General features: G+C 69.3%; 11 protein-coding genes. 7 read left to right on the top strand and 4 right to left on the bottom strand.

The genetic code is table 11. The features are described from left to right. Positions 1-173 precede the first annotated feature (173 nt). Positions 174-1460 carry an adenylosuccinate synthase gene (locus TPAU_RS02545; protein WP_013125200.1) on the bottom strand — a complete coding sequence of 429 codons (1287 nt, stop codon included), beginning with the start codon at positions 1458-1460 and terminating at the stop codon, positions 174-176. Positions 1461-1544: 84 nt separating this feature from the next. Between TPAU_RS02545 and TPAU_RS02540 the strand changes: the two genes are divergently transcribed. Then, the gene (locus tag TPAU_RS02540; RefSeq protein WP_013125199.1) at positions 1545-2180 is read left to right on the top strand and encodes a hypothetical protein; all 636 of its coding nucleotides are present in this window, start codon (positions 1545-1547) and stop codon (positions 2178-2180) included. Between the two features lie 4 nt (positions 2181-2184). On the opposite strand, the gene TPAU_RS02535 is transcribed toward TPAU_RS02540, so the two are convergent. Then, positions 2185-3351, bottom strand: coding sequence for an FUSC family protein (locus TPAU_RS02535; RefSeq protein WP_013125198.1), 1167 nt, complete (start codon positions 3349-3351; stop codon positions 2185-2187). Then, positions 3311-3730, bottom strand: a complete 420-nt coding sequence (locus TPAU_RS02530; protein WP_013125197.1) for a DUF3151 domain-containing protein — start codon at positions 3728-3730, stop codon at positions 3311-3313. The genes TPAU_RS02535 and TPAU_RS02530 overlap by 41 nt, the downstream gene beginning before the upstream one ends. A gap of 104 nt (positions 3731-3834) precedes the next feature. Between TPAU_RS02530 and TPAU_RS02525 the strand changes: the two genes are divergently transcribed. Both TPAU_RS02525 and TPAU_RS23070 read left to right on the top strand, forming a co-directional pair. Further along, positions 3835-5562, top strand: a complete 1728-nt coding sequence (locus TPAU_RS02525) for an Rv0361 family membrane protein (RefSeq protein WP_013125196.1) — start codon at positions 3835-3837, stop codon at positions 5560-5562. Then, positions 5559-6089, top strand: coding sequence for a hypothetical protein (locus TPAU_RS23070; RefSeq protein ID WP_041944262.1), 531 nt, complete (start codon positions 5559-5561; stop codon positions 6087-6089). Before TPAU_RS02525 ends, TPAU_RS23070 begins: the two co-directional genes overlap by 4 nt. A gap of 7 nt (positions 6090-6096) precedes the next feature. On the opposite strand, the gene fbaA is transcribed toward TPAU_RS23070, so the two are convergent. Further along, a complete protein-coding gene (gene fbaA / locus TPAU_RS02515) occupies positions 6097-7125 on the bottom strand; it encodes a class II fructose-bisphosphate aldolase (RefSeq protein ID WP_013125194.1) in 1029 nt (342 codons plus the stop codon). Between the two features lie 50 nt (positions 7126-7175). Between fbaA and TPAU_RS02510 the strand changes: the two genes are divergently transcribed. The 4 genes from TPAU_RS02510 to TPAU_RS02495 are packed head-to-tail and all read left to right on the top strand — an operon-like array spanning position 7176 to position 12078. Beyond that, positions 7176-9047, top strand: coding sequence for a Na+/H+ antiporter (locus tag TPAU_RS02510; protein ID WP_013125193.1), 1872 nt, complete (start codon positions 7176-7178; stop codon positions 9045-9047). Between the two features lie 18 nt (positions 9048-9065). Then, positions 9066-9785 carry a DedA family protein gene (locus tag TPAU_RS02505; protein WP_013125192.1) on the top strand — a complete coding sequence of 240 codons (720 nt, stop codon included), beginning with the start codon at positions 9066-9068 and terminating at the stop codon, positions 9783-9785. 8 nt (positions 9786-9793) lie between these two features. Further along, complete coding sequence (locus TPAU_RS02500) at positions 9794-10429, top strand: DedA family protein (RefSeq protein WP_013125191.1); 636 nt, start codon at positions 9794-9796, stop codon at positions 10427-10429. After that, positions 10429-12078, top strand: coding sequence for an ABC-F family ATP-binding cassette domain-containing protein (locus tag TPAU_RS02495; protein WP_013125190.1), 1650 nt, complete (start codon positions 10429-10431; stop codon positions 12076-12078). Before TPAU_RS02500 ends, TPAU_RS02495 begins: the two co-directional genes overlap by 1 nt. The last annotated feature ends 9 nt before the right edge of the window (positions 12079-12087 follow it).

Raw genomic sequence — 12087 nt, 5'->3', positions numbered from 1 at the left:
CCCCGTGACGACGTCGCGAGGCCGGAATTCGGAAGGCCGGCACACCATTTCGCTGTGCAATATCAACAACCAGGGTTGTTGTTCGGCCGACGTTGGTAACCCTAAGCCCGGAGGGGGAACGCCGCTACCCGACGGCCCTGTGAGGACCGTCTCAGTCGAAGGGTGGGACGGCGTCAGACGATGGGGCGGCGAACGATCGTCTCGTCACGGCCGGGCCCCACACCGATGCACGAGATGTGCGCACCGGAGAGTTCCTCGAGCCGCAGCACGTAGTTCTGCGCGTTCTTCGGCAGCTCCTCGAAGGTGCGGCATTCCGAGATGTCCTCCCACCAGCCGGGCATCGTCTCGAAGATCGGCGTGGCGTGGTGCACCTGCGACTGTGTCGTGGGCATTTCGTCGTAGCGGACACCGTCGATCTCGTAGGCCACGCAGATCGGCACGTTCTCGATGGAGCTGAGCACGTCGAGCTTGGTGAGGAAGTAATCGGTGATGCCGTTGACGCGGGTGGCATAGCGGGCGATCACGGCGTCGAACCAGCCGCAGCGGCGGGCGCGGCCCGTGGTGACGCCCACCTCGCCGCCGTGCTTGGCGAGGTACTCGCCCCACTCGTCGAACAGCTCCGTCGGGAACGGGCCCGAGCCGACGCGGGTGGTGTACGCCTTGAGGATGCCCAGCACCGTGGTGATGCGCGTGGGCCCGATACCCGAGCCCACCGACGCACCGCCGGAGGTGGGGTTCGACGAGGTGACGAACGGATAGGTGCCGTGGTCCACATCGAGCAGAGTGCCCTGCGAGCCCTCCAGCAGCACGGTCTCGCCGCGCTCGAGCGCCTTGTTCAGCTCGAGGCGGGTGTCGGCGATGCGGTGCTTGAAGCTCTCCGCCAGCTCCAGCGTCTCATCGACCACCTGGCGCGGGTCGAGGGCGCGGCGGTTGTAGATCTTGGTGAGCACCTGGTTCTTGAACTCCAGGGCCGCCTCGACCTTCTGGGTGAGGATCGACTCGTCCAGCACGTCCTGGGCGCGCACGCCGACGCGGGCGATCTTGTCCTGGTAGCAGGGTCCGATCCCGCGGCCCGTGGTGCCGATCTTCTTGTTACCGAGGAAGCGCTCGGTGACCTTGTCGATGGCCACGTGGTACGGCATCAGAAGGTGTGCGTCGGCCGAGAGCAGCAGATTCGAGGTGTCCACGCCGCGAGCCTCAAGACCGTCGAGCTCCTGCAACAGGACCGACGGATCGACCACGACGCCGTTGCCGATGACGTTCTTCACGCCCGGGGTGAGAATGCCCGATGGAATCAGATGGAGGGCGAACTTGTCGCCGTTGGGCAGGACCACGGTATGGCCGGCGTTGTTGCCGCCCTGATACCGCACCACCCACTGGAGTTTCTCCCCCAGGAGGTCGGTGGCCTTTCCCTTACCCTCGTCGCCCCACTGGGCACCGATCAGCACGATCGCGGGCATGAACGATCTCCTTCCGGCTCACAATCCAGCACTGGATTCACCTCGAATTCTTGTGAGCCGTACTGCGACCTTACAGTAGGTGCGGTGAGCTCCGTGACCCAGAGCACCGTCGTGCTGCGTGCGCCAGACGTCCGTATCCCCGCCGGACTGCGCGACCTCGAGACCGTCACCGTCGACCTGGATTCGGTCAAGGCCGAACTCAAGCGGAAGATGCCGTACCCCCGGCGGCTGATCGTCGCCGGCCCGGACGAACTGCTGGCGGCGGTGATCGCCCGCCTGTTGGCGGCCGAACGACTCGACGTGGAGGTCGCCTTCGCCCCCACCGAGAACTCCCGCGCCTCGGCGATCTACCCGCCGGGCGACCCGCTCACCGGCGTACCGCGCTCAGTGCCGTTGATCCGCGATGACCGCGGTTTCGTGCTGGTGGGCCAGGCCCGGATCACGGGACCCGACGGTGGCCCGCTCACCGGCGAGACCTTCGTCGACTCGGAGAAGCTGTTCACCGGTCAGGCCAAGGCGATCATCGTCGAGCCCACCGGCTCCGGTGCGGGGGTACGCGCCCGGCTGGCCAAGGGCATGCGCCGCAAGTGGCTCAGCGGTCGCGCGGCGCAGACCGGCGGACTGGAACTGGTCGTCACCCGCGACGGTCGCACCGACCCCTCGGTGGTGACCCGCTCGACCTTCTACCGGCATACCGACGACTGGCTGCTGATCAGCTGAACCGTCAACGGGGTTGTTCCGGCGTGGGCCGGGCCCGCAGCACAGCGATCGCCGAGGTGCGTTTGAGCCCGGCCACCTGCAGCAGGTCGACGATCGTCGAGCGCAGCTGGGCGTAGATCACCACCTCGTTGAGCGGCGCACCATCGCCGATGTCCAGTTCGTTGGCGCGCCGCGCCGCAGAGCGCAGGACCCGCGCGGCGTCGGCCTGGTCGGGTTTGGCCCCGGGGTCGGCGAGCACCACATCGCGCAGCGTCTTGAACGATTCCGCGAGCCGGCCGATCTCAGTGACCAGCGCAGGGTCGATCTTCTCGGCCTCCTGGTTCGAGGCGATCGCGCGGCGGGCCATGACGCGCACGTTCCGCACGGCGTTGTCGAGCGGATCGGCGATCGCCTGCAGCCGATCCATCCGGCCGCGCGAGCTCCAGAACACCGGCGAGACCTTGGCGATCTCGATGCCGCCCGCCAGATCTGCGGTGAGCTGGTCGAGATCGGGCTGGGTGGAGCGCGCCGTCTCCAGGGCCCAGTCGAGCGAAGCCCGGTCACCGTCGGTGAGACCGGCTGCGATGGACGCGACGACCCGGCGCATGGTGTCGAGCACCTTCGCGGCGTCTTTGCGGGGCCGCCGCGCCGGATTGTTCGGGATCAGCGCGGCGATGATCACGCCGACGAGACCGCCGATGAGGGCATCGAGCATGCGGTTCCAGCTGGCCGCCGACCCCGGAGGCAGCAGGGTGGCGATGAGCACCGCGGACGAGGCCGCCTGCATCGGTACCAACGGCCCGCGGTCGGCGAGCACCGCGACCGACATCGCGATCGCCACCACCAGAGCGAGCTGCCACGGGCCGGTGCCGATCTGGCTGACCAGCAGATCGCCGACGCCGATGCCCACGGTGACACCGCCGACCAGCTCCAGGGAACGACGCAATCGCTGATTGAGCGAGAGGCCGAGGGAGATGACCGCGGCGATCGGCGCGAAGAACGGTGAGACGTGGCCGACCACGTCCTTCGCGATGTACCACGCTAGGCCCGCCGCGAGCGCGCACTGCAGGATCGGCAGCTTGGAACTCCACAACCGCCGAGTGCGGCTCTGGATGACCTCCGGCAGCGCGTTGTGCCGGCGCCGAAGGCGACTAGTCGCCGAGGCCGAGCTGGCCGGCGGCTTCGGGGTCACTGTCGTTCAGCAGGTCGAGGCAGCGGAGGTACTCGTCCTCTTCACCGATCGTCGTGGCCGCGCGGGCGAGCGCTGCGACCGCACGCAGGAATCCGCGGTTGTTCTCGTGGCTGTAGGGCACGGGACCGAAGCCGCGCCAGCCCTGGCGACGGAGTTGGTCGAGTCCGCGGTGGTAGCCCGTGCGGGCGTAGGCGTAGGCCGCGACGGGCTGGTCGTCGGCGAGGGCGGCCTCGGCCAGCGTGGCCCAGGCCAGAGACGAGGTCGGGAAATCGGCCGCCACCTCGGCCGCCGGGCGGCCCTTGGTCAGCTGCAATTCGGGCTCCTCGTCGAGGTCGAGGAGCACCGGGGGCGGGCCGAGGAGATCACCGAACGACGTCATGGGCCCAGTCTTGCACGCCGGCGGGCGGCTAGTCTGTCAGGTGTTCCGCATGCGGCGTGCCGCCCGCGGATGAGGTTCGATGGTGACGAGGGGATGGCGGATCAATGGCTCGGGATTCATACCGGCGGGCGTTCTCGCGAGTGCGGGATCAGGTGGCACCGCGGGTTTCCGAGGGCGCCAAGAATGCGTACACCGCGTACCGCAATTATCGACAGTCTCGGGAGGCGAACCGCCCCGATGTGCGAGCCGCGTCCACCGCGGGCTCCCTGGGCAGCGCCCCGGGCGACGCGGTGACGCCGTCGCACTCGGATTCGCTGGCCGAGCTGGTCGAGCAGGCGGCGCCGCCAGCCGCACCCAGCGAGGCGGAGACCACCGCGTTCGCGGCCACTCCGAAGGACGACACCGCCACCTCGAAGACCGTGGGTGCCTCCGATGCGGAGACCCGGGTGATCCCGGTGGCGCAGCGGGGCGGAGCCGACGCCGACGAGGCTCCGGCGGACGATGCCGAGACCCCCGCCGACGCCGACGAGGATCGCACCGAGTCCGGTCCGGCGGCGCCGAGCGAGGCCGAGACCCGTGCCTTCGCCGTGGTGCAGCGCGACGCGGTGGAGTCACCCTCGGACGATGCCACCGACGATGCCACCGACACTCCCGACGAGGCCGCCTCCGACGAGGAGACGGCCGCAGATGCGTCACCGTCACCGCTGCGCACCGTCGGCCCCGTCGCCACCACGCCTCCCGTGGAGGAGGGCACCGATGCCGACTCCGGCGAGGCCGATGCTGACGCCGGCGACGCCCCGGACGACGAGGCACCCGCCGACGAGGCCGATACCGAGCCGGACGAGGACACGGCCGTCGACGACGAAGCCGCCACGACGGAAGAATCCGGTGACGACGACGCCGCACCGGACGACGAGACCACGCCGGAACCAGCTGCACCGTCGCCGCTGCGCACCGTAGGACCGACCGCGACCGCACCGCCCGCGGCCGACACACCCGCATCCGATGATGCTGACGAGGCCGACGAGGTAGGTGCCGCCGACGAGGGCGAGGACTCCGACGACGAGCCCGCCACCGAGGTGATCGCGGTCGCCGACACCGTGTCGCAGGACGACGCCGACACCGACGCCGACGCGGCCACCGAGGCGATCCCGGTCGCGGCACCGTCGAACCCGGATCAGGCGGCGATCGACACCGAACAGAACGAACTGCCCGACGCCACACCCGCGACCGAGACCATCCCGCTCACCGGCGCCGCGGCGGCCGCTGCCGCGGCGGCGCCCACCCACCAGGCACCGGCGCTGCCCGCCGATAACCCGACCGAGCGGTCGGTACCCGAGTACTACGCCCCCACCACCCAACGCCCGCTACCCGAACAGTCCGGCGGAAACCGGTGGAAGTGGATCGCGGCCGGGGTCGTCGTGGTGATCGCCGCGATCGTCGGCATCGTGCTGCTGGTGAGCGGCGGGGCCGGCGGGGCGGACCAGACGGACCCGAGGGTGCAGGCCGCCACCAGCACGACCGACTTCGTCGGCGCCATCAACAGCGGCGATCTGAACGCACTGCGCGCGCAGACCTGCGGCGCTGCCAAGCAGTACTACGACCGGATCAGCACCGACGAGTACCAGCGCGTCCACGACAACGCCAAGGCCGACGGCCTGCTCCCCGAGCTCGACGGCCTGCAGGCGATCGACGTCAACGGCGACCGCGCCGAGGTCCAGGTCGAGGTGCACTACACGGGTCAGCCCGACGCCAAGGTCAAGAACACGCTCACGCTGGCCAAGGACGAGGCGGGCGCCTGGAAGGTGTGCACGAAGATGGGCGACCAGTGAATTCACCGTCGGAGCACCCCACCCGCCGCACCGGGCGCCCGGGCGACGCCCCGAATCCGGCGCCCCAGCCCGAGCCGGGTACCGCACCGCAGACCCGAGGCGCACCCGCCCGCAAACCACCCGCGGCGCCCTCCGCGCCGAAGCTCGCCTACTCCGAGCTGCCGCCCACACCGCTCCAGCCGCAGGCGCCGTCGCACACCGAGCAGATCAAGCGCGGCTCGTCGCGGATCGTTCCACCGCCGCGCACTCCACGCAGCCCGGCCAGGCCGGGACAGCCCGGACCACACCGGCCGATCGCGCCCAACGCGGAGACCATGATGCGACCGGCGCAACCGCAGGCACCGGCACCGCGGCATCCCGCACCGGCACCCGCGCCCGCTCCCGCTCCCGCTCCCGAACCGGCCACCCCGGCTCCCGCGGCGACGCCCCGCAACGCACGACCGCGGCTCACCGGCCCGGAGTGGGCGGCGGCCGCGGTCATGGTGATCCTGGTGCTGGCCGTGGTCCTGGGATTGGCCCTGGCCTAGCGGTCGACTACTTCGCGCTGATCGACTTCCCCGCCGAGTGCAGGTCGTTACAGGCCTCGACGACGCGCTCGGCCATCGAGGTCTCGGCCTTCTTCAGGTACGACCGCGGATCGTAGGTCTTCTTGTTGCCCACCTCGCCGTCGATCTTCAGCACACCGTCGTAGTTGCTGAACATGTGACCGGCCACCGGGCGGGTGAAGGCGTACTGGGTGTCGGTGTCCACGTTCATCTTCACCACGCCGTAGCTCAGCGACTCCTCGATCTCGCTCTTGAGCGAGCCCGAGCCGCCGTGGAAGACGAACGAGAAGGGCTTGCTGCCCTCCGGCAGGCCCTGCTTCTGCGCGGCCACGGCCTGGCCGTCGCGCAGCACGGACGGGCGCAGCTTGACGTTGCCCGGCTTGTAGACGCCGTGGACGTTGCCGAAGGTGGCGGCCAGCAGGTAGCCGTCGGTGCCGAGCGCGTCGACCGTCTTCGCGAAGTCCTCGTTGCTGGTGAACAGCTTGTCATTGATCTCGTTCTCGACGCCGTCCTCCTCACCGCCGACCACGCCGATCTCGATCTCCAGGATGATGTTGGCCGCCTTGCACTTGGCCAGCAGCTCCTGCGCGATCTCCAGGTTCTCCTCCAGCGGCACCGCGGAGCCGTCCCACATGTGGGACTGGAACAGCGGGTTCTGGCCGTTGTTCACGCGCTCCTGCGAGATCTCCAGCAGGGGACGGACCAGGCCGTCGAGCTTGTCCTTCGGGCAATGGTCGGTGTGCAGCGCGACGGTGACGTCGTACTTCGCCGCCACGACGTGCGCGAACTCGGCGAGCGCGACGGCGCCGGTGACCATGTCCTTCACACCCAGGCCCGAACCGAACTCCGCGCCACCGGTCGAGAACTGGATGATGCCGTCGCTGCCGGCGTCGGCGAAGCCCTTGATCGCCGCGTTGATCGTCTCGCTCGACGTGCAGTTGATGGCCGGGAAGGCGTAACCGCCCTTCCGAGCGCGGTCCAGCATCTCCCGGTAGGCCTCGGGGGTTGCGATGGGCATGTTCATGTCCTCCTGAGCGGTCTGCGTTACTTCAGTGTCAGACTATCGCCATGGAGCTCGCAGTTGGGCTGGTCGCCCTGGTAGCGACCGTTCTGGTGGTCAGTGCGTTCTGCGACAGACTGGGACTGGCCGCCCCCTTGGTCCTCACCGTGATCGGCATCGCCGCATCGTTCGTCCCGGCGATCCCCGATGTGCCGTTGCACCCGGATGTGGTTCTGCTGGGCCTACTTCCGCCCTTGCTGTACGCCGCGGCATCGCGAGCCTCACTGGTCGACTTCAAGGCGAACATCAAGCCGATCGGCATGTTGTCGGTGGGGCTGGTGCTGTTCACCGCGGCCGCTGTGGGGGTGGTCACCTCCTGGCTCCTCGATATCCCGTTCGCCGCCGGACTCGCGCTCGGCGCCATCGTCGGACCACCCGACGCCGTGGCCGCGACCGCCGTGGGGCGCCGCATCGGTCTGCCCCGCAAGGTGACCACGTTGCTGGAGGGCGAGTCGCTGTTCAACGACGCCACATCGATCGTGTTGCTGCGGACGGCCATCGCAGCGGTCGCGGGCACGATCGGGTTCTGGCAGGTGCTCGGTTCGTTCGCACTGAGCGCCGTGGGCGGCGTCGTGGTGGGTGTGATCGCCGCGATGCTCATCCGGTTCGCGCTGCGCCGGCTCACCGATCCGGTGCTCACCACCGGTATCACGCTGATCAGTCCGTGGATCGCGTACCTGCCCGCCGAGCACATCCATGCGTCGGGCGTGGTGGCCGTGGTGGTCGCCGGGCTGATCGTCGGTTACAAGGCACCCACCGACCAGACCGCCGTCGGCCGGATGTCGGCGCGGATCAATTGGAGCACCGTCCAGTTCCTGCTGGAGAACGCCGTCTTCCTGTTGATCGGGTTGCAGATGCGCACCATCTTCGAGGGCGCCGACGCCTCCCCGATCGGCTGGCCGCTCATCCTGACCACCTGCGCCGCCGTGATGATCACCGTGATCCTGGCACGGATGGTGTTCTGCGCACCTGCCGCGCTCATCGCGGTCCGCGTCGACGAGACCGCGGAGCGACTCAACGTCGGCGAGCTGACGGTGCTGTCGTGGGCCGGTATGCGGGGCGTCGTCACGCTCGCAGCCGCGTTCATCCTGCCGCTCGACTTCCCCGACCGGGAGGTCCTGCTGTTCGCCGCGATGACCGTGGTGGCCGGCAGCCTCCTGATCCAGGGCTCGACGCTGCCCGCCCTGGCGCGTGCCCTGCACGTGCGCGGCCCGAACGCCCGCTCGGACGCGTTGCAACAGGCCGTGGTGATGCGGTCGGCGATCAACGCCGGGCTCGAACGCCTCGACCAGATCGAGGCCAGCCCGAAGAACTCGGTGCCGGGTCCGGTGATCGACGGGATCCGGGAGCGCGCGATCAGCCGCGAGCGGTCGTTCTGGGAGCGGCTGGGGCCCGACGCGCACGACACCCCCGCTGCCCAGGTACGGGAGGTCCGGCTGCAGATGCTCGACGCCGAGCGCGCCGAGGTGCTGCGCCTGCGCGACAGTGGGCAGGGCGATCACGAGGTCCTCGAGCAGGTGCTGTCGATGCTCGACGTGGAGGAGGCGATGCTGACGGTCTCCGCGAACCGCAGCGAACGCGTCGCCGTCGCCGAACTGCTGACCCCGCCGTGGAGCTCCGACGAGTGCGACCACCTGCGTGTGTCCGATTCGTTCGGAGATCCGGTTCCGCTGAGCGAGAACTGTCTGGAATGCGTCGCGGCCGGCGAGAATCCGGTGGCGCTGCGACTGTGCCTGACCTGCGGACATGTGGGCTGTTGCGATAGCTCCGAGGGGAAGCACGCCACCGCACACCACGAGCTGACCAACCACCCTGTGATCCGCAGTTTCCAGCCCGGGGAGTCCTGGCGCTGGTGTTACATCGACGAGCTACTCAAATAGACCCGGTATCCTTGCCAGGTGTATTTCACTGACCTGACGCTGGCCACCTCGACCACCCTTCAGGCCTTCTCGATCTCGGACATCACCGACCCCGTCGCCGTCCTCAACGCCTTCGGCCCGATCGCCCTGGTGGGCCTGCTGCTGGTCGTGTTCATCGAGTCCGGCGTGCTGTTCCCCGTGCTCCCCGGCGATTCGCTGCTGTTCGTCGCCGGCCTGCTCACCGCCGCCGGCACCGGCGCGGCGGTCGGTGAGGCCACGTACACCGGCTCGGCGATGTCGCTCCCCGTGCTGCTGATCGGCGTGCCCATCGCCGCGATCCTCGGCTCGCAGGTGGGCTACTTCATCGGCCGTTTCGGCGGCGAGAAACTGTTCAAGCCCGACGCGCGCTTCCTCAAGACCAAGTACCTCGACGAATCGCACGAGTTCTTCGAGAAGTACGGCCCGGCCACACTGGTGCTGGCCCGCTTCGTGCCCTTCGTCCGCACCTTCGCGCCGGTCGCCGCGGGCGCCGCGCACATGAACTACGTGAAGTTCGTCATCTGGAACGCCATCGGCGCCATCATCTGGGGCGACGGCATCCTGCTGCTCGGCGTCTGGCTGGGCCAGATCGACTGGGTGCGCGACAACATCGACAAGATCTTCATCGGTATCGTCCTGGTCTCCGTGCTGCCCATCGTGTGGGGCGTCGCGAAGAAGTACCTGTCGGACCGCCGCGCGAACTCCTCCGCCAGCGCGTAGGTCCCGCTGTGCTCGAATTCGTCCAGAACGCCGGGCCGGTGATGATCTGGCTCGTCGTGGCCGGATTCGTCTTCGCCGAATGCGCGTTCATCATCGGGCTGTTCCTGCCGGGCGACTCGCTGCTGCTCACCGCGGGTCTCGCGATGGCCACCACCGGGCACTCCGCGGCCTCGGTGTGGGGGCTCGCGCTCGCCGCCTTCCTCGCCGCCATCGCCGGTAACCACGTGGGCTACGGCATCGGCGAGAAGATGGGCGATCACGTGCTCGCCAAACAGGACGGCCGCTACCTCAACGCGCACAATCTGCATCGGGTCAAGGAGCTGATGGACAAGCACGGATTCTTCTCCGTGCTCATCGCCCGCTGGATCCCATGGGTGCGCACCCTGTGCCCGCTCGTCGCCGGCGCGGTGGGCATGGACAAGCGGAAGTTCACCATCGCCTCGGTCCTCGGCTCGCTGATCTGGGCTCCCTTTCTCCTGCTGGTCGGCTACTACGCCTCGTCGGCCCTCCAGGACTACAAGTGGGTCCTGGACTGGGCGCTGCGCGGCATGATCGTGATGCTCGTCGTGGGCACCGTCGTGGGGATCATCGGCTACCGGCGTGAGATGGCCAAACCGAACGTCTCCGTCGATCTCGAGGACTAGTGACCGTCCTCCAGGCGCGCGATCTGTCGGTCGCCTACGCCGACCGCAGCCTGTTCTCCGGCCTCGATCTGGTGATCGCCCCCGGCGACGTCGTCGGGCTGGTCGGCGCCAACGGTGCCGGCAAATCGACCCTGCTCGCGCTGCTCGCCGGGTTGCACGCCGACGGCGGGCCGGAGGTCACGGGCACCGTCGAGAAGTCCCCCGCCGATGCCCAGGTGGGATACCTGGCACAGGAGCCCGAACGTCGGCCGGGCGAGACGGTCGCGCAGTTCGTGGCCCGGCGTACCGGTGTCGCCGCGGCGGAGGCCGAGATGAACGCCGCGGCGGAAGCCCTGGCGGTCGACCCCGCCGAAGACCGGTACACCCCCGCCCTCGACCGGTGGCTCGCGCTCGGCGGCGCAGACCTCGACCAGCGACTGACGACGATCCTCTCCGAGGTCGGCCTGCCCGATCCGGAGGCGGAGATGACGGGGCTCTCGGGCGGGCAGGCCGCCCGCGCGGGCCTCGCGGCGGTGCTGGCATCCCGATACGACGTACTGCTGCTCGACGAGCCGACCAATGACCTCGATCTCGCGGGCCTGGAGCTGCTGGAGCGCTTCGTCGTCAGCAGCTCAGCCGCGACGGCCTTGGTTCTGGTCTCGCACGACCGGGAGTTCTTGGCCCGCACCGTGACCACGGTGGTCGAGCTCGATCTCGCGCAGCAGCAGATCGGGGTGTACGGCGGCGGCTACGAGGCCTACCTGGTGGAGCGCGACGTCGCGCGGCGGCACGCCCGCGAGGAGTACGAGCAGTACGCGGGCAAGCTCTCGGATCTGCAGGACCGCGCGCAGATGCAGCGGAATTGGATGGAACACGGTGTGCGCAACGCGCGCCGGAAGATGAAGAACGGCGACCCCGACAAGGCGGGCCGGAAGGCGCGGCTGGAATCGACCGAGAAGCAGGCCTCGAAGGCGCGGCAGACCGAGCGCGCCATCGAGCGGCTCGAGGTGGTCGAGGAGCCTCGCAAGGAGTGGGAGCTGCGGATGGAGATCGCCGCCGCGCCGCGCAGCGGCACCGTGGTCGCCACCCTGTCCGGCGCCACCGTCCGGTACCCGCAGCTCACCGTCGGGCCGATCACGGCGGCGGTGGAGTACGGCGACCGGATCCTGCTGACCGGGCCGAACGGCGCCGGTAAATCGACGCTGCTCGCGCTGCTGCTCGGGCGCCGCGCACCGTCGGCCGGGACGGCGACCCTGGGCTCCGGCGTCGAGATCGGTGAGATCGACCAGGCCCGTGGGCGTTTCCTCGGCGACGATGCGCTATTGGACGCCTTCTGCGCTGAGGTGCCCGAAACGTCACCCGCCGATGTCCGCACTCTGCTGGCGAAGTTCGGGCTGCGCGGACATCACGTGCTGCGACCGGCCGCGTCACTCTCACCGGGTGAGCGCACCCGCGCCGCTCTCGCCCTGCTGCAGGCTCGCGGGGTCAACCTGTTGGTGCTCGACGAACCGACCAACCACCTCGATCTGCCCGCCATCGAGCAGTTGGAGCAGGCCGTCGAATCCTTCGACGGCACAGTCATCCTGGTGACCCACGACCGACGCATGCTGGACACCGTGCGCGCCACCCGCCGCTGGCGGATGGAAGCCGGCCACATGCACGAGGGATGACCTGTCCCT

The organism is Tsukamurella paurometabola DSM 20162 (assembly GCF_000092225.1).
Lineage (GTDB): Bacteria > Actinomycetota > Actinomycetes > Mycobacteriales > Mycobacteriaceae > Tsukamurella > Tsukamurella paurometabola.
The sequence above is the reverse complement of the archived record's forward strand: the minus strand, read 5'-3'. Positions and strand labels throughout refer to the sequence as shown.

What these genes read in the sequence shown, in the direction of transcription:
- TPAU_RS02545 (WP_013125200.1), bottom strand. Translation starts at nt 1,460, where the DNA reads ATGCCCGCGATCGTGCTGATCGGTGCCCAGTGGGGCGACGAGGGTAAG.
- TPAU_RS02530 (WP_013125197.1), bottom strand. Translation starts at nt 3,730, where the DNA reads ATGACGTCGTTCGGTGATCTCCTCGGCCCGCCCCCGGTGCTCCTCGAC.
- TPAU_RS02525 (WP_013125196.1), top strand. Translation starts at nt 3,835, where the DNA reads ATGGCTCGGGATTCATACCGGCGGGCGTTCTCGCGAGTGCGGGATCAG.
- fbaA (WP_013125194.1), bottom strand. Translation starts at nt 7,125, where the DNA reads ATGCCCATCGCAACCCCCGAGGCCTACCGGGAGATGCTGGACCGCGCT.
- TPAU_RS02510 (WP_013125193.1), top strand. Translation starts at nt 7,176, where the DNA reads ATGGAGCTCGCAGTTGGGCTGGTCGCCCTGGTAGCGACCGTTCTGGTG.